The following is a 16,982-nucleotide window of genomic DNA, read 5'->3' as shown; positions in this document are numbered from 1 at the left end:
ATGCCTATTGAATTTAAATTGGGTATTTCTTATGCACCCTGCTTGAATTCACTTTTTTCTTAGACATAAATGATGCTATAAGAAATTATTCGTCAAAAGATGCATTTTTCCCTCTACTTTAATCAACTTTTTTCACCTTTTGTCTGGAATCACTCCACTTTGAGATTAAAATCCTTCTGATGACCGCAATGTTTTGGAACAATCTTACTCCAAAGGCAAAAATCGCCACCAGATATAAGTCTACACCAAGATGGACACCTAGAAAAGCTAAAGCTGCAGCTAAGAGAATATTAAAGAAAAACCCAGATACGAATACCAGCTCATCATATATATTCTGCAGCTGGGCGCGTATTCCGCCAAGCAATGTATCAAGAGCAGCCAGGATCGCTATAGACAGGTAATTCGAATACTCAGCAGGGATTTTAAATTCTGTGGAAAAGCCCAGAGCAATTCCTAAAATCAGCCCAAGTACAGGCAGCCACATCAATTTCCTCCCCCTTTGCCGCTCTCATAGGGCTTCAATTCCCCCGTACGAATTTTCTTATCGCTGCCGGGAACGACTATGTCTTCCCTGGGTTTCTCCGCTGTCAGCTTAATATTATCGACTGCAAACAAATCATGTGTGCTTGACACTTTAACTCTGTCAAAAAGCTTATTTGCATCCTTTGCGATGACTTTGATTTCAATTGGCAGTGTATCCAATTCATAGCCGTCCATCTTTGTCACTCCATTAATGTCTCTGATAACGGTTGTACTAGACACCCTGTGTCCATTAATGGAAATATGCTCTGCATCATATGTGTTTAGTTCGTTAATCAGTTTTCTAAGTAAATCAGGTGAGACAGATATCGTATTTTCCCCAATTAGGTCCTGGCTAAACAATGGCTCAAGACGGAGGTTCATTCCCTCCCCTTTTACTTCGGTTAAACCAGCTTGTATTTTGAGCTCATCCAGCGTTTTTTTTAAGGCTTGCTCCCGTTCTTCTCCTCCCATGGTGTCGTACGTATTCAGAAGCTTATCGTATTTCCTGATTTCCTCCAGAAGGTCTGATTGCTGCTTTTGCTCCTCTTTAAGCTGCTCTCTGATTTCCCACAGGTCTCTTGTATCCCTTGTAACAGGTTCCTTTATGGATAAAAATTGGACGGATAGCATAAATCCGAATAGACCCATGATGACGGTGTAGCCCATTATTTTCTTCCTGCCTGACACATTCTTTACTCCTTACTTTACATGAAAGATCAGGATTTCCTGTCACCCTGAAGTATTGAATTCATGGTAATCTCACTTTTCTTTTCCGATTTCACAACGATATTGTCATAAACAAGCTGTTCTGAAATGCCGCCGGATATCGTAAAAGCGCTGATCATGACGTCCGGATCTCCAATTGCTGAGATGACAAACGGTGCCGGAAACTGATTTCCGTCAACATTAACAACCGGCCCATTGCAGAAAATATACGAGTCTGCTGAAATTCGCTGGCCATTAATGGAAACAGCAGAAGCACCCGAAATAAGGAGCTCGTTGATGACTTTGAAAATATGGCTCTCATGAACGATGTAATTGTTGGCGTTTTCGTCCGCAGGTATGTATGAGGAATCTTCAAGGGTAATTTGAACACCTTCCCCTTTGACTCCAGTTTCGCCAACATACATTCTCAAGTTTTCAATTTGTTCAACTAGACCGCTGGCAGCCTGTTTATCCTTTTTAAGCTTTTTCTCATAATCCTGAACATTCTTTTGCTTTTTCTGCAGTGCTGCCTGAAGCTTCAGGTTTTTCTCTTCCTGTTCAATGAGGAGCTGTCTGGATTCATACTCTTTATCCCATTGTTCAGCTGACATGCTACCAGGCTTCTTCTCATTTGTGAGCTGATAAGAAAATGAAATTAGATAGCCTAGAACAAGCATGACAATGGAAAGCAGAACATACTTACTCTTGGGCTTCATTTAATTCTTCTCCCTGATCTTTTTTATCTTTGCTGTCTGAAGGTTTTTCAAAGGACTCGAAGTATGTCCCTACTTCCATATGAATGATCCCTTTAGTACCTGGTTTCAGCTGAGATACAATCGAAGGATAGGCCTTAATTTTGTCTGCAATATTCCTAACAGATCCGCTGATTACATAGCCCTCGTTCATATAAAGCGTGATATGCCATGAATCATTCTTTTCCGGAGCATGATAGATTTCAGAAATGGATGATGCAATCGGCTTTGGGATTTGAAGCAGAGCGGAAGCCATTTCCTGAATTTGATCGGCATCCTTCCAATTTATTAAAATTGGAGCATCCGACGGAAGAGATTTTTCATCTGACTTCAATACAACTCCGTTTTCAAGGATTGGCATAAAGGAGCCGTTCTTTTCCGCATAAGCCACCCGTTTATACTCTTCGACCTGAAGTGTCACTTTATTGGGGAACGTCTTCAAAACCCGGGCAGATTTTATTTCTTTCATTTTTTTGATCTCTCTCTCTGCCTGCTCCCCGTTTAAATTCCAAAAGCCTGTCCCAATGGAAACCCCGCTCTGTTTTAAAATGGATTCATCGGTGGCATGAGCATTTCCGGCCACTTCAATAGCCGAAATTTTACTTAGGGGCGATTGGAAATAGACGACGAGAAGAATCAAAATAAAGAAAAGACAAAGAAATAAAGTAAGCCGCTTATTTGTTTTTTGTTTGCGCTGCTGTTTCAATTTAGGTATGCGGTCTTCGATCGAAACAATTTTTTCCTGTTCCATTCGATTATTCAAATTCCCAGTCACCCTTCATGAAATATTCATTCAAATCAGAATGGGAAATATAAACAAACGGCATACAAGGATGCCGTTTTACAATTTTCCTATATTAGTCATTATAGCACAATAGGCGGATATTTAAGAACATTCTTCAGGAATTTCGCCCGATAATTTCAACCTCGGTTTCAAGCTCTGTTCCGTACTGCTCCATAATCGTTTTTTTAATAAAAGCAATCAGATTCAATACATCCTCAGCAGTTGCCCCGCCTGCATTCACAATAAAATTGCCATGCATATCCGAAACCTGAGCTCCGCCGAGTTTATATCCTTTAAGGCCTGCTTTTTCCACCAATGCTCCTGCATATTCCGGAAGCGGGTTGCGGAATATGCTCCCTGCGCACGGGAAATTCCAAGGCTGAGTATCTCTGCGGTAATCCTTATTTTTTTGCATGACTTTCACGATGTCCTCTTTAACTCCTGCTTCAAGCTTTAGGACAGCCTCCAGGCAAATCCCCGGTCGTTCCTTTTGAAGCAAAGAGGTCCGATAGGAAAAATTCAGTTCTTCATTCGTCAGCCAGTCCATTGTTCCGTCTTCAAACAGCACACGTGCTTTCACCAGGATTTTGCTCATATCAGAACCATGTGCTCCCGCATTCATATAAACAGCTCCGCCGATCGACCCGGGAATACCGCTTGCGAATTCAAGGCCGGAAAGCCCCTTTTTACTGATAATCGTAGCAAGCTTTATGACGGAGTAACCGCCGCCGACGGTCAGGATATCCCCATCAATTTCCATATGGTCCAGTCCATCTCCAAGCTTTATAACGACCCCTTCAATTCCTTGATCGGCTACCAGAAGGTTTGAGCCCCTTCCGATTGCCCGCCATTTTACGCCATGTTTTTTCACAATGCGTATAATGGTTTCAATACTCTCAATATCCTTCGGCTGCACCAAACAGTCTGCCGGTCCTCCAATTTTCATCGTCGTATGTTTGGATAAAGGCTCATTGACTAATACTTTCCCGATATCTGCCTGTTCCAGTTCTTTGATGACGTTTTCCATAATACCCTCCTATAAACAAAAAGAATCTTATTTTTTTACAGAAACTTCTTCAAGCAATTCCGCCAGTCTTGATGCTGCATCGGGCATCCCAATTTCTGAAGAAGCCGTTCTCATTGCAATAAGAATGGATTCCTCATTCATAATCTTATCCATTTCACGCAGAAGCGCCTTTCCATTCAGGTCTTTTTCCAGCATGAGTACAGCCGCACCCTTATCACTCAAGGACCTTGCGTTAACCTCCTGATGATTGGCTGTCACATAAGGACTTGGAATGAGAATGCTAGGCAGTCCGAGTGCAGTGATCTCAGCAATAGACGTGGCACCTGCACGCCCTACGATTAAATCCGTTCCAGCAAGGACTTCAGGCATGTTATGAATAAATGGCTTGATTATAACATTATCCGGCGAGCCAAGTGCTTTCGCTTCTTCCGCCACTTGGCTGTAATGGACCTCTCCTGTAACATAGAGAAGCTGGTAATCTCTTTTTCCAATCTCCGGAAGCACTTCGAGAATCGCTTTATTAATGGGTCTTGCACCCCGGCTTCCGCCAAAGACGAGTACAGATTTCCTTCCCGGCTGTAATCCGGCTGAAAGCTTGCCCTTCTCTCCGTTTACTCCAGCTACCTCTGAAGCCCGGGGATTGCCTGTCATGACGGCTTTATCAGCAGGAAAATAGCTTCTCGCTTCCTCAAAGCAAATGGCAACCTTATCAGCGTACCTTGAAAGAAATTTATTCGTTAAACCAGGCAGGCTATTCTGCTCATGAATGACCGAAGGAATTTTCATTTTCGCCGCTGCGTAAACGACAGGCCCGCATACATATCCGCCTGTTCCAATGACAACATCCGGTTTAAATTCCTTTAAATAACGCTTACTCGTTTGAACACCCTTTAAGAACCTCATTACGGTCTTAACATTATCCATGGAAATCTTCCGTTTAAATCCTGTAATTTCAATGGCTTTAAAAGGAATGTTTTCTCGTTCAACGATCCTTTTTTCAAGACCATTTTCTGTGCCTATATATAGAAATTCCGCATTCGGGTTTTTCTTTTTCATTTCCTTGATCAGAGCAAGTGCAGGATATATATGTCCTCCAGTACCGCCGCCGCTCACAGCTACCTTCATTTATGTTCCTCCTCACCCCGTTAAAAAAGGGGAAAATGGGATGGGCTGGCCCTATAGCTAAAGAATGCTCACACAGGAGCCATTCGTTTAAGCAGGGTCAGCCTCATCTAGTTTATATTCTATTTAATATTTTGCATATCTGCTGATATTTAGCAAGACCCCGATTCCCATCAGCATGAGCGTCAGGGAAGAACCGCCGTAGCTTAGAAACGGAAGGGTGATTCCGGTTACAGGCATCATTCCAGTGACCACCCCTATATTAATCATCACCTGAATGGCGACCATTGCAATGATTCCCACTGCCAGGAATGCTCCATATAAGTCAGGAGCGCCAAGTGCAATTCGGATTCCTCTCCATAACAGCAGGCAGAATAGAAGCAAGACCAGTGATCCGCCGATAAAACCTAATTCTTCAGATAGAATGGCAAAGATAAAATCTGTTTGCGGCTCAGGCAAGTAAAAAAACTTTTGCCTGCTTTGGCCCAGACCCATTCCGAACAATCCGCCAGGTCCAATGGCGTAAAGCGACTGAATGATTTGAAAACCGCTTCCCAATGGGTCCTGCCATGGATCCAGAAAAGACGTGATCCTTTTCATTCGGTAAGGAGCGGAAAGGACCAGAGCAGTAAATCCGCCAACACCAAGCAGTCCAAGAAATCCAAAGTGCCATATTCTCGCACCTGCCGTAAAGATCATGACAATACACGTTCCTACCATTACGGTTCCAGTACCAAGATCCGGCTGCAGCATGATCATGCCAAATGCAATAAACACAAGTCCTAATGAAGGAATCAAACCTTTTTTGAAGGACGTTATTTTTTTTTGATGTTCTGATAGATATTTAGCCAAAAAGATAATCATGGCAAACTTCATAAATTCAGAAGGCTGAATCGAAAATGCACCTACACCTATCCAGCTCCTGGATCCATTCCGTTCCATTCCAATCCCTGGAACCAAGACCGCAATCAGCAGTACAAAACAGATTAAAAGAATGATTTTTGCCCACGTTCTCCACGTCCAGTAGTCCACATTCATAATGAAGAACATCCCGGCAATACCTACTCCGGCAAAAAGGAGCTGCCTTTTTGCAAAGAAAAAGGAATCATCAAATTTATAATCTGCCCAGATTGCACTTGCACTGTAAACCATAATGAGACCAACCGTCAGAAGCAAAAGCGTCACAATAATCAGTATAAAATCCGGAGTCGTCCTTTTCGCCGTCAAAGCCGCACACCTCTATTTCCTCTAAAGGTCAGGCTCTAACTGGTACGAGCCCTTATTCTAGCTTATGCACGGCGCGGACAAACATGTCTCCTCTTTGTTCAAATGTCTTATACTGATCCCAGCTTGCACATGCAGGAGAAAGCAAAACCACATCCCCCGCTTCAGAAAGTTCATAAGCCGCGCCGGCTGCCTGTTCCACATTATCGACACGATTGATCACTTCTATTCCGAGTTCTCTGCAAGTCTTCTCGAGCTTAGGGGCTGTCTCACCAAAGCTTATCAATGCCCGGACGTTTTTCATCGCCGGTTTGAGCTCATCAAACTCATTTCCCCTGTCCAGTCCGCCGGCAAGCAGAATGACAGGCTGATCAAATGCTTCCAGAGCTTTTGAGGTCGCAAGGATATTCGTTGCTTTGGAGTCATTATAAAATTTACGGTCTTTCAAGGTACGTACAAACTGCAATCTGTGAATAACACCTGAAAAAGAAGTAAGGACGCTGCAGATTGCCTCATTTGAACAGCCTCTTGTTTTCACCAGCGAAACCGCAGCAAGGATATTCTCCAGATTGTGTTTCCCTGGAAGGACCACCTCGTTGACAGCGATAATACGCTCCTCGTTGTACCAAATTGCATCCTCATGAATAAACGCACCATGATCCAGCTTTTGTTTTACCGAAAAATAAAATTTAGTTCCCTGCGTCTCCTCAGAAAGTCTGCACACTTCCTTATCATCTGCATTTATGACTGCAGCATCTGCGGAGGTTAAATTTTCGTAGATCTTGCCTTTTGCCTGAGCGTAGGCATCTCTCGTTCCATGGTAATCCAAATGAGCATCAAATAAGTTCAAGATGACAGCTGCAGAAGGCTTGAATGAAAGGGTGCCCTGAAGCTGAAAAGATGAAAGCTCCATTACGATGACCTGATCAGACTTCGCTTTTTCTGCAACTTCACAGGCAACCGTACCAATATTTCCGGCAATAAGGGGGTTCTTTCCGTCTTTCTTCAGCATTTCATAAACGAGCGTAGTTGTCGTTGTTTTTCCATTTGATCCTGTTATTCCAAGGATGTCAGCTTCTGAAATCTCATATGCCAGCTCCACCTCTGTAATAACCGGAATGCCCTGATCCGCTGCCTGAAGCAGGATCGGATTTGAATAAGGAATACCAGGATTTTTCACAATCATCTCAATCTGCCGGTCGGCAAGCAAGTTTTGAGGATGGCTGCCGCATACAACATGTATTCCCAGCTCATGTAATTCCTTCGCTGCTTCATTTTCTTCAAACGGCTTCATATCATTTACCGTCACTGCAGCTCCGAGTTTATTAAGCAGTTTCGCTGCAGCAAGGCCGCTTTTTGCCAGCCCTAATACAAGTACAGGTTTCTTTTGATAGGATTCAATGGTTTTCACTTACATCCACACCTCAATATATATTCCGATCATGGCAAAAATTAATCCTACAGTCCAAAATGTCACAACCACACGCCATTCCGACCATCCGGAAAGTTCATAGTGATGGTGAAGCGGACTCATTTTAAATACTCTTTTTCCTGTTGTTTTAAAACTAATAACCTGAATGATGACTGACAGTGTCTCAAGAACAAAGATTCCGCCAATCAGAACAAGCAGAATTTCAAGCTTCGTCAAAATGGCCACGGTCACAATCGCACCGCCTAAAGCAAGCGATCCCGTGTCACCCATAAACACTTTCGCAGGATGGGCATTGAAAACAAGGAATCCAAGTACTGCCCCTGCAACAGCGACTGAAAAAATCGCCACATCATACTGAGACTGATTCCAGGCTAAAATGGCAAATGCACCAAATGCAATCGCAGCCGTTCCTGAAAGAAGTCCGTCAAGTCCGTCTGTAAGATTAACTGCATTAGATCCGCCGACAAGCATGAATACGATTAATAAAACATAGGCCCAGCCAAGATCGAATCCAAATTCTGTTCCCGGGACTCTAATTTCTGTTGAAAAGTTGTATTGCCTGAATACAAGATAAAAAACAATGGCAATCATGATCTGGCCAATAAGCTTCTGCTTGGAGGTCAGACCCAAATTGCGCTTCATGACCACTTTTATAAAATCATCGAGAAAGCCCAGGACGCCATATCCGAAGGTAACAAAAATCAGAAGCCACATTTCTACACTTGGCTCTGAAAATTTCCCAGTCATAACCAGCGTCGTCACGATAATGGATAGAATAATCATAATTCCGCCCATCGTCGGCGTCCCTGATTTTTTCATATGGGATTTCGGTCCTTCATCCCTTATGCTTTGTCCAAATTTCAATCTTCTTAAAAATGGAATAAAGATAGGAGAAAGCAGGACGCTTATTAAAAACCCCATCATAATGGTAAATAAAATGACTTGCTCAAGCACTGCGTTTTCCTCCTTCAAGCTCCATCCTTGTCTCTTTGAGACCATCATATGCTTCTGCTGATCTAATATGTTTACAACGATTTAACATTTCCATTTTCTTCACTGCTCTCTTTCATGATCTTTCTCTGCGCTCTGACTGATTTTCAGGGTGCTGATGGCTTTCAGTGCCACTTCCCTGTCATCAAAATCATAAATTTTGTCACCTATTTGCTGATACGTTTCATGCCCTTTTCCTGCGATGAGGACTACATCACCAGGACGTGCATTTGCAGCAGCGAAATAAATCGCCTGCTCTCTGTTAGCGATAGAATGGTAATAGGAATTCCGAACCCCATTTTCCATATCGGCCAGAATCGCAAGGGCATCCTCGCTTCTTGGATTATCCGATGTAAAGATTGGTTCGTCTGCATATTTCACAGCAATCTGAGCCATGATGGGCCTCTTCGTTTTGTCGCGTTCCCCGCCGCAGCCTACAACAACAAAAGTACGCCCGGAAGAAAACTGCTGGATGGTTGTCAGCACATTTTCAAGACTGTCCGGGGTATGTGCATAATCAACAATAACCGTAAATGGCTGACCGGCATCTACAAGCTCAAATCTCCCTCTTACACCATCTGCTTTCTCAAGAGCAGCAGCCGCTGTTTCTAGTGAGATGCCAGATGCTAAGCAAGCACCGATTGCAGCAAGGACATTGTACACACTGAATTTACCGATGAGTTTCAGTTTCATCGTTCGCGAACCGTATGGAGTTTGCAGGAGAAAAGCCGTTCCGCTTGACGTCATTTTTATATCAGAAGCCATAATATCCGCCTTCTGATCAATACCATAGGTAAGAATATGGGCTGCCGTCATGCTTTTGTATTCCTCAGTAGCAGGGTCATCCTGATTTAGAACCGCAAATTTAGGGTTTTGATGGTTAAAAGTATTTCCAAGCTGGGAAAACAGCAGACCTTTCGCCTGTTTATAAGCATCCATCGTTCCATGATAATCAAGGTGATCCTGTGTAAGATTTGTAAATACAGCCACATCATAGTCGCACCCATGGGCTCTGCCCATATGAAGGGCATGAGAGGATACTTCCATTACGGCATTCGATACCCCTGAATCTGCCATTCTTTTAAAAGTCTTTTGCAGAGTCAGACTTTCCGGGGTAGTGTTTCTAACTTCCAGGGTTTCATCCCCGATTTTTATGTACATCGTGCCAATCATACCGGTTTTCTTTCCGGCAGACTGCATAACCATATCAATTAAATGGGCGGTTGTTGTTTTCCCATTTGTGCCGGTTACTCCAATTAAATGAAGTTTCTGGGTCGGCTGTCCGTAAAATGCATCTGCAAGTACAGCCATCGCTCTGCTTGAATCAGGTACGATGATGACAGGTACAGGAAGATCCAGCTCTCTCTCTGCGATAACAGCGGCGGCTCCCATGTCTACTGCCTGCCTTGCGAAATGATGGCCATCTACCGTGTATCCTTTAATACAGATAAACAGGCTTCCTCTTCCTGCATTTCTAGAATCCATCTCTATCGATTCAATGTCAGGATCCTCGCTTACATTTATTTTTCCAAAATGCAAACGGGAAAGCAAATCAGTCAACTTCATCCTTATCAAACCTCTCAATTCACACTCTTTAAGATAACATTATGCCATTTATGCATACAGTTCATATTTTATCTCACTTCCTAGAAAAGAGCCATGATTAATTTAGAAAAGCAGTGTACCCTTTGGAATCGCAGGATATAATGCAAGTACCATTCTGATTAAACTAACCAAATGCCCCTCCGTACAGGTTCCTGACAGGAGCCATCCTTTATCGGAACGCAGACTCTGGCTGATCAAACCAAAAAAATCAGTCCGGCAAAGCTTTGACTGCGCTCAACCAGACTGATTCGCCTTTAGACAACAGCTAATCCACTATTTAAGGATTGATATGAAAAAGTGCCGCTTTAGGATATCCGCTTATCCATGGACGAGCGGCATTGCTCCAAGGTGGGCTTCACTTGCGGGTGTTTTTTAAATAAAACCGGATTATGGGTTTCCCATAAATACACGTATAGACGAACCCTCTTTAACCTTCGTTCCAGCTGCCGGTGATTGCTGGACTACAACCTCGCCGTTGCCCGCTACATCAAATTTGACATTCAAAAGCTGTTCTCTCAGTTCATCCATTTCCATCCCTAAAAGATTCGGAACCTCAACGGACTTTATGTCTCCCCATTTGTATACTTTATCCATCTGATCTTTACGCGGCTTAACACCCATTTCAGGAAGGCTGTCTCTCATAATATTGCCGACAATCGGAGCTGCCACCGTTCCCCCGAATTGAACAGTTCCTTTTGGATTATCAACAGCTACATAGACGACAAGTTCTGGATCATCTGCTGGAGCAAAGCCAATGAAGGAAACGATGAAATTGTTTTTTAAATAAACTCCATTGCTTACCTTCTGGGCTGTTCCTGTTTTCCCTCCGACCCTGTACCCTTCTACAAAAGCATTTTTACCTGTCCCGCCAGCTACTACGCTTTCCAGCGCGTATCGGATTTTCTTGGAGGTTTCTTCAGAAATGACTCTGCGCTTCTCTACTGGAGCTTTTTTGCTCGTTACTTTTCCGGTCACTGGGTCAACCAGCTCTTTAGCTACGTACGGAGTATATAAAATCCCTCCATTAACCGCAGCTGAAACAGCGGCTACCTGCTGAATCGGGGTTACCGAAACTCCCTGTCCAAATGCTGTTGTTGCCTGTTCCACTGGTCCGACTCTGTCAAGATTAAAAAGAATTCCTCTTCCCTCACCTTGCAGATCAATTCCCGTTTTTTGGCCAAATCCGAAATCCTTAATATATTTGAACAGCTTTTCTTTCCCTAGGCGCTGACCCAATGCAACAAATCCGGGGTTGCAGGAATTCTGAACAACTTCCAAAAAACTCTGCGAACCGTGTCCGCCTCTCTTCCAGCACTTCAGTCTGGCTCCCGCTACCTCAATCGATCCAGGATCATGAAAATGATCGTGCTCCAAATCGACCTTTTGTTCCTCTAATGCTGCAGCGAGAGTAATAATTTTAAATGTAGATCCGGGCTCATATGTGCTCCATACAGGCAAATTGCGGTTGTATACAATTGGTTTTACATCTTGATAATGGGCGGGATCAAAATCCGGCCTTGAAGACATCCCTAGAATTTCACCATTTTTCGGATTCATGGCAATTGCAATCATTCCATCGGGGTTATATTGTGCCTGAGCAAGATCAAGCTCCCTCTCCATGATTGTCTGCACCTTGGAATCAATTGTAAGTTTCAGAGTCTGGCCGTCTGTTGGGGATTTATAATCATCCGCTTCATTCGGCATTCGTTTTCCTTTTGCATCTGAATAAAATTTAACAAAACCCTTTTCGCCTTTAAGCTCTTTATCATATACTGCTTCAAGTCCAAGCAGCCCCTGGTTATCAATCCCTGCGAATCCGAGTACATGTGATAGGTAGCTGCCATTCGGATAATATCGTTTACTGTCCTCTCCTATATAAACACCCTTAATGCCAAGAGCTCTGACCTCTCCCGCTTTTTCATGGGAAATTTTCCGGCCTTCCGGCTTCAGCGTGACAATCATTTCATTTTTTGTCAGAAAATCATACGCTTTCTTCGCAGTCATATTCAATACCGGCGCAAGCTTTTCTGCCGCTTCTGCAGGATTCTCCACCTGTCTTGGCACGGCATATACCGTAGGCGCACTGATATTTGTAGCAAGCTTTACACCATTCCTGTCCAAAATTTCTCCCCGTTCAGGTTCAAACGGAAGATTACGGCTCCACAAATCCTTTGCTCCTGCAGTCAGCTTATCACCGAGTATGAATTGGACATATCCGAGCCTTACATCTATCACAGCAAATACAAGCACACCTATCAGCAAAACAGCGGCAAGCCTTTTTCTGACGGTAACCTGAGATACCCGCACCAAACATCACTCCTCGTCTATGCTCCTCCCACTATATGCTTGTACAAAGGACAATAGAACAGGCCGGGGACTGCATCAGGAAAGCAATCAGTATCTCTTCATAAAAAGAGAGGCGTTTAATAAGTCGTGCTGAGAGGAAATGCTTGAACCAAAAACCCCCTGAACGCTTTGTGAGCATTCCGGGGGTTTTGGTTTTGACATAGGTACTATGAACAATTATGGGTTAGGCTGATTGGAGCGGAAGGTGCGCGACTCCTTGCTAAGAGCAGCGGGACAGGTGAGACCCCACAGGCGCTTGCGCCGCGGAGGCTCACCGCCCTCCCCGCTGCAGCTTGAGCATCCTGCAGCTGAAATTAGCCAAAACACATCCAATTTAAAAATGTGAGAGGAGCTATAAAACTGACTTTCCTGAACAGTACATCCCGTTTTATGAAGGCGGCTTTAATTCAACAGTTAAAAGAGTTTCCTTACTGACAATTGTCCCTTTAGGTATACTCTGCTTGGCTGAAAAACCCTGTCCTGAAAATGAAACTCTTAACTGAAGCAAGTCAGCCAGTTTCATAATATCCCGCTTGGACCATCCGGAAAGATCCGGCATTTTTACTTTTCCGCCCGTTTGCAGAAATACTCTTTCCCCTTTTGAAATCACAGTCCGCTCTGAAGGGGATTGGGCCTCAACAGAAGGACCGGAGCCAAGAATAAGTGGTTGATACGCACTTGATTCAAGAAGTTTGGCAGCATCCTTTGCGTTTTTCCCAATATAAGATTCCATCACTGGATCCTGCGCTTTAGGTGCAGAATCATTCTCTTTTCCTTTACCTTCTTCAGGCTGAATCTGCAAATACTGCAAACTGTTCTGCATAACTGTTTTAAAAATAGAGGAAACAGGCATCGATCCGATTTCAGTCGGCTCAAGCTCAGGCTGCTGGACAGCTACGTACACGAGCAGCTCCGGATCATCTTTTGGCGCCATTCCCATGAAGGAGAAAATGAAGTTTTCTTTTCCGCTCATATAGCGTCCGTTATCTCCAGGAATTTGTGCTGTACCCGTTTTCCCCGCTACATCATAGCCTTCAATCGCAAAAGGCTTACCGGTACCGTTTTTAGAAGTTACGACCTTCCCCATCAAATCGCGGACCTGAGCAGCCGTTGCTTCTGAAATAGGCCGGCTAATCTGCTTTGGTTCATTCTTTTTTATTACTTTATTAGCGTCGGCATCCACGATCTGATCAATCAGATATGGCTTCATCAGCTTGCCTCCATTGGCAATAGCGGTTGCAGCCTGAATTTGTTCAATGACCGTAGCTGTAGAACCCTGGCCGAATGAGGCGGTTGCCAATGAAATTTTACTGTCACTATTGATCGTACCGGCTTTCTCACCCGGCAGATCAATTCCTGTCTTTTGTCCAAAACCGAATTTCTTCATATAGCTGCTATAAGCATCCGGACCGAGTTTCATTGCCAGATTGATCATCGCTACATTTGATGAGCGCTCAAAGCCCTCATCATAGGTGATTGATCCCCAGCCGGTTTTATTATGGTCTTTAATAACCTTGCTGCCGATTTTATAGCTGCCGGATTTATAGGTTGAACTGCCTTTATACACACCCTGCTCTATAGCAGATGCCACAGTATACATTTTCATTGTTGATCCCGGCTCAATCGGGTATCCGATTATATCATTATTAAAATTGGAAATGTCTCTCGTGTTGGGATTAAAGCTGGGACGCTGGCTCATCGCTAAGATTTTGCCTGTCTTTGGATCTGCTACAACAGCCATAATTTTTTTCGGACTGTATTCTTTTACAGTCTGATTCATTGCATCCTCAAGGAAGGTCTGAATCTTTTGATCAAGCGTCAGATAAATATCGCTTCCATTGTCGGGAGGTGTAATTTCATCACGTGTCCCAGGAAGCTTCCAGCCATAATGATCACTATTGTATTTTATGGATCCGTCCCTTTCCTGAAGGTAACTGTCCAGGCTTTTTTCAAGCCCCAGCATTCCAGAGGTAACGCCGTTCTCTTCATTTTTTTGAGCGTAGCCAATAATGTCAGAAGCGAAAACACCATTCGGATAAAAACGCTTTTGATTCTTCATAAAGGCAATACCTGGCAGCTTTAACTTTTCGATTTTAAGCTTTTCAGTTTGGCTTAAATTTCTTCCATCCGCACCAAACTCCACCTGCTTTGCATCTTTGTGAAGAATTTCAAGAGCTTTAGACGTGTCAATATCCAGAATCGGAGCAAGCTTTTCTGCTGTGGTTTCTTTATCTACCACATGCTGGGGCTTTTTGGGATCCGATGTCAATGACTCGTCAAGGATCGCAACGAGCGTATATGCTGACGTATCTTCCGCAATGGCTTCTCCGTTTCGATCGAGGATCGAGCCTCTCGACGCTTCCAGAATCTGCTTTTTTTCATATTTTTGTGCTGCGCGCGCAGCAAGCACCTGCCCATCAACTTGTCCAGTCAGCTGAATGTACAAAAATCTGCCTGTAATGATAAAGAAGAGCACCGCAAAAAATGTTGCTAATACGGCTGCTCCTCTATTCATGTTTTTATTCTTTTTCAGCATGCTCTAGTCCTGAACAACCTTTACGTTGTTTTTGTTAAGAGTCAGTCCAAGCTCTTTCGCTCTTTCCCAAATTCTCTCATAATTGCTCAATTCTTTCACTTGGATCTGCAGATCGGCATTTGTCTTGCCTTGAGCATCAACCTGTGCCTCCAGCTTTTGGATATCCATGCTGGCTTTATAGGAGGCCACACTGTTTGCGATAAGATGAATGCTCGCTGCTGCCAGTCCAAGGACAAAAAGGACAATCAGGACCTTTTCCCCTAGCGTAATCGGCAGTCTTCTTTTGACCGGCATTGCTTTTGGCTGAGACTGGGGCTGCGATTGGCGTGTCGTTTGTTCCTGTGCGCGCTGATTAACTTTAACAGCTAAATTACTCATGGCTGGACCTCCTCTTCTACCTTCTCATATTTTACTTTTGCTGATTTTCCATCAAAGGCTTTTCTCTCTATTTATCGGCCGATTATTTTATTTTTTCTGCAATTCTAAGTTTGGCGGAACGTGACCGGTTATTATCGGTCAGCTCCTCTTCAGCTGGCAGAATCGGCTTTCTCGTGACAAGTTTAATTTTCGGCTCAAATTCTTTTGGAATAACCGGCAGTCCTGGCGGAAGCTGCGGAAGCTCAGCCGCCTGTTTGAATGTCGTTTTGCAGATTCTGTCTTCAAGGGAATGGAACGTGATGACACTTATTCTCCCTTTCGGATTCAGAAGCTCAATAGACTGTTCAATCGCCTCTTCAAACACCTTCAGTTCATCATTGACAGCAATGCGGATCGCCTGGAAAATTCGTTTAGCCGGATGTCCTCCCGTACGTCTTGCAGGAGCTGGAATGCCATCCTTAATCAGTTCCACAAGCTCGCCCGTCGTTTTTATGGGTTCCTTTTCACGTCTTGCTTCAATTTTCCTGGCAATTTGCTTGGAAAATTTCTCTTCCCCATATCTGAAGAAGATTCTAACAAGATCTTCATAGCTCCAATGATTCACAACATCGTATGCGGACAAGTCAGATTGCTGATCCATTCTCATATCAAGGGGTGCATCATGGTGATAGCTGAAGCCCCTTTCAGGAGTATCCAGCTGCGGAGAGGAAACGCCTAAATCGAAGAGTATCCCGTCTACCTTTTCCACGCCTTGCTCTGCAAGCTTTTCTCTAATGTGCCTGAAATTGCTTTTGATGAGGATGGCCTGTCCTTCATATTCCGCAAGTTTGTGTTTTGCATTTTCAATGGCTGTGTCATCCTGGTCAAAAGCGAACAATCTGCCTTCTGAAGATAATTGTGAAAGCAGGTATTCACTGTGGCCTGCACCGCCAAGAGTGCAATCAACGTATGTACCGTTACGTTTAATATTCAGACCATCTACCGTTTCTTTCAGTAATACTGTTTTATGTTCAAACATGGATGAACCCACCTTTTTATCAAATTCGAATGATACAATATGCAGCCCGATTCGTATCCTTCGCAGCACATGCACAATGATTCATTATATATCAAAATCAATCATGTTTTCAGCAATTTCTGCGAAAGAGTCTTCCTGCTGGTCTATATAGTCTTCCCAAATCGGCTTGCTCCATAGTTCAATTCGATTTGATACCCCAATGACAACGCAATCTTTTTCAAGCTTAGCGTAATTCAGCAGAGGGGATGCAATATTAATCCGCCCCTGTTTATCCAGTTCACATTCAACTGCACCTGAAAAGAAGAATCGTGTAAACGCCCGAGCGTCTTTTTTAGTTAGCGGCAGAGTTTTGAGTTTATCTTCCATGATGATCCACTCTGACATGGGATAGCCGAATAGACATTGGTCCAGCCCTCTTGTTAGGACAAATGACTCACCTAACCCATCACGGAATTTTGCTGGGACGATCATGCGGCCTTTTGCATCGATTGTGTGCTGATATTCCCCCATGAACATGCCTTGTCCCCACTCTCTCTCCCAA

General features: G+C 43.8%; 15 protein-coding genes. All 15 read right to left on the bottom strand.

Features of this window, described 5'->3' with window-relative positions; all coding sequences use genetic code 11:
• Positions 1–118: 118 nt before the first annotated feature.
• A complete protein-coding gene (locus WCV65_RS09390) occupies positions 119–484 on the bottom strand; it encodes a small basic family protein (protein WP_035412922.1) in 366 nt (121 codons plus the stop codon).
• On the bottom strand, positions 484–1,209 hold the full coding sequence (locus WCV65_RS09385) for a DUF881 domain-containing protein (protein ID WP_231889990.1): 726 nt from the start codon (positions 1,207–1,209) through the stop codon (positions 484–486). The genes WCV65_RS09390 and WCV65_RS09385 overlap by 1 nt, the downstream gene beginning before the upstream one ends.
• A gap of 29 nt (positions 1,210–1,238) precedes the next feature.
• The gene (locus WCV65_RS09380) at positions 1,239–1,943 is read right to left on the bottom strand and encodes a DUF881 domain-containing protein (protein ID WP_338781811.1); all 705 of its coding nucleotides are present in this window, start codon (positions 1,941–1,943) and stop codon (positions 1,239–1,241) included.
• The gene (locus WCV65_RS09375) at positions 1,927–2,742 is read right to left on the bottom strand and encodes a cell division protein FtsQ/DivIB (protein WP_338781810.1); all 816 of its coding nucleotides are present in this window, start codon (positions 2,740–2,742) and stop codon (positions 1,927–1,929) included. The genes WCV65_RS09380 and WCV65_RS09375 overlap by 17 nt, the downstream gene beginning before the upstream one ends.
• Positions 2,743–2,878: 136 nt before the next feature.
• Positions 2,879–3,790, bottom strand: coding sequence for a UDP-N-acetylmuramate dehydrogenase (gene murB / locus WCV65_RS09370; protein ID WP_035412932.1), 912 nt, complete (start codon positions 3,788–3,790; stop codon positions 2,879–2,881).
• Positions 3,791–3,817: 27 nt separating this feature from the next.
• Positions 3,818–4,915, bottom strand: coding sequence for an undecaprenyldiphospho-muramoylpentapeptide beta-N-acetylglucosaminyltransferase (murG, locus tag WCV65_RS09365; protein ID WP_338781809.1), 1,098 nt, complete (start codon positions 4,913–4,915; stop codon positions 3,818–3,820).
• A gap of 123 nt (positions 4,916–5,038) precedes the next feature.
• A complete protein-coding gene (spoVE, locus tag WCV65_RS09360; protein ID WP_035412936.1) occupies positions 5,039–6,139 on the bottom strand; it encodes a stage V sporulation protein E in 1,101 nt (366 codons plus the stop codon).
• Between the two features lie 52 nt (positions 6,140–6,191).
• Positions 6,192–7,547, bottom strand: a complete 1,356-nt coding sequence (gene murD, locus WCV65_RS09355) for a UDP-N-acetylmuramoyl-L-alanine--D-glutamate ligase (protein WP_338781808.1) — start codon at positions 7,545–7,547, stop codon at positions 6,192–6,194.
• Positions 7,548–8,522 carry a phospho-N-acetylmuramoyl-pentapeptide-transferase gene (gene mraY, locus WCV65_RS09350; protein WP_035412941.1) on the bottom strand — a complete coding sequence of 325 codons (975 nt, stop codon included), beginning with the start codon at positions 8,520–8,522 and terminating at the stop codon, positions 7,548–7,550. It lies immediately after the preceding gene.
• A 99-nt stretch (positions 8,523–8,621) separates the two neighbouring features.
• Positions 8,622–10,124: a UDP-N-acetylmuramoyl-L-alanyl-D-glutamate--2,6-diaminopimelate ligase gene (locus WCV65_RS09345; protein ID WP_338781807.1), complete on the bottom strand. Its 1,503-nt coding sequence runs from the start codon at positions 10,122–10,124 to the stop codon at positions 8,622–8,624.
• A 426-nt stretch (positions 10,125–10,550) separates the two neighbouring features.
• Positions 10,551–12,470, bottom strand: a complete 1,920-nt coding sequence (locus WCV65_RS09340; protein WP_035412945.1) for a stage V sporulation protein D — start codon at positions 12,468–12,470, stop codon at positions 10,551–10,553.
• A gap of 427 nt (positions 12,471–12,897) precedes the next feature.
• Positions 12,898–15,045 (bottom strand): penicillin-binding protein, encoded by a 2,148-nt coding sequence (locus WCV65_RS09335; RefSeq protein ID WP_338781804.1) that lies wholly within the window; start codon positions 15,043–15,045, stop codon positions 12,898–12,900.
• A 3-nt stretch (positions 15,046–15,048) separates the two neighbouring features.
• On the bottom strand, positions 15,049–15,423 hold the full coding sequence (ftsL, locus tag WCV65_RS09330) for a cell division protein FtsL (protein ID WP_035412952.1): 375 nt from the start codon (positions 15,421–15,423) through the stop codon (positions 15,049–15,051).
• Between the two features lie 82 nt (positions 15,424–15,505).
• On the bottom strand, positions 15,506–16,441 hold the full coding sequence (rsmH, locus tag WCV65_RS09325; protein WP_035412955.1) for a 16S rRNA (cytosine(1402)-N(4))-methyltransferase RsmH: 936 nt from the start codon (positions 16,439–16,441) through the stop codon (positions 15,506–15,508).
• An 84-nt stretch (positions 16,442–16,525) separates the two neighbouring features.
• A complete protein-coding gene (gene mraZ, locus WCV65_RS09320; protein WP_338781801.1) occupies positions 16,526–16,957 on the bottom strand; it encodes a division/cell wall cluster transcriptional repressor MraZ in 432 nt (143 codons plus the stop codon).
• Positions 16,958–16,982: the final 25 nt, after the last annotated feature.

This window comes from Metabacillus sp. FJAT-52054 (assembly GCF_037201815.1).
GTDB lineage: Bacteria > Bacillota > Bacilli > Bacillales > Bacillaceae > Metabacillus_B > Metabacillus_B sediminis.
This window is presented reverse-complemented; position numbering and strand designations above follow the sequence as displayed.

What these genes read in the sequence shown, in the direction of transcription:
- WCV65_RS09390 (WP_035412922.1), bottom strand. Translation starts at nt 484, where the DNA reads ATGTGGCTGCCTGTACTTGGGCTGATTTTAGGAATTGCTCTGGGCTTT.
- WCV65_RS09380 (WP_338781811.1), bottom strand. Translation starts at nt 1,943, where the DNA reads ATGAAGCCCAAGAGTAAGTATGTTCTGCTTTCCATTGTCATGCTTGTT.
- murB (WP_035412932.1), bottom strand. Translation starts at nt 3,790, where the DNA reads ATGGAAAACGTCATCAAAGAACTGGAACAGGCAGATATCGGGAAAGTA.
- murG (WP_338781809.1), bottom strand. Translation starts at nt 4,915, where the DNA reads ATGAAGGTAGCTGTGAGCGGCGGCGGTACTGGAGGACATATATATCCT.
- WCV65_RS09345 (WP_338781807.1), bottom strand. Translation starts at nt 10,124, where the DNA reads ATGAAGTTGACTGATTTGCTTTCCCGTTTGCATTTTGGAAAAATAAAT.
- WCV65_RS09335 (WP_338781804.1), bottom strand. Translation starts at nt 15,045, where the DNA reads ATGCTGAAAAAGAATAAAAACATGAATAGAGGAGCAGCCGTATTAGCA.
- ftsL (WP_035412952.1), bottom strand. Translation starts at nt 15,423, where the DNA reads ATGAGTAATTTAGCTGTTAAAGTTAATCAGCGCGCACAGGAACAAACG.
- rsmH (WP_035412955.1), bottom strand. Translation starts at nt 16,441, where the DNA reads ATGTTTGAACATAAAACAGTATTACTGAAAGAAACGGTAGATGGTCTG.
- mraZ (WP_338781801.1), bottom strand. Translation starts at nt 16,957, where the DNA reads ATGTTCATGGGGGAATATCAGCACACAATCGATGCAAAAGGCCGCATG.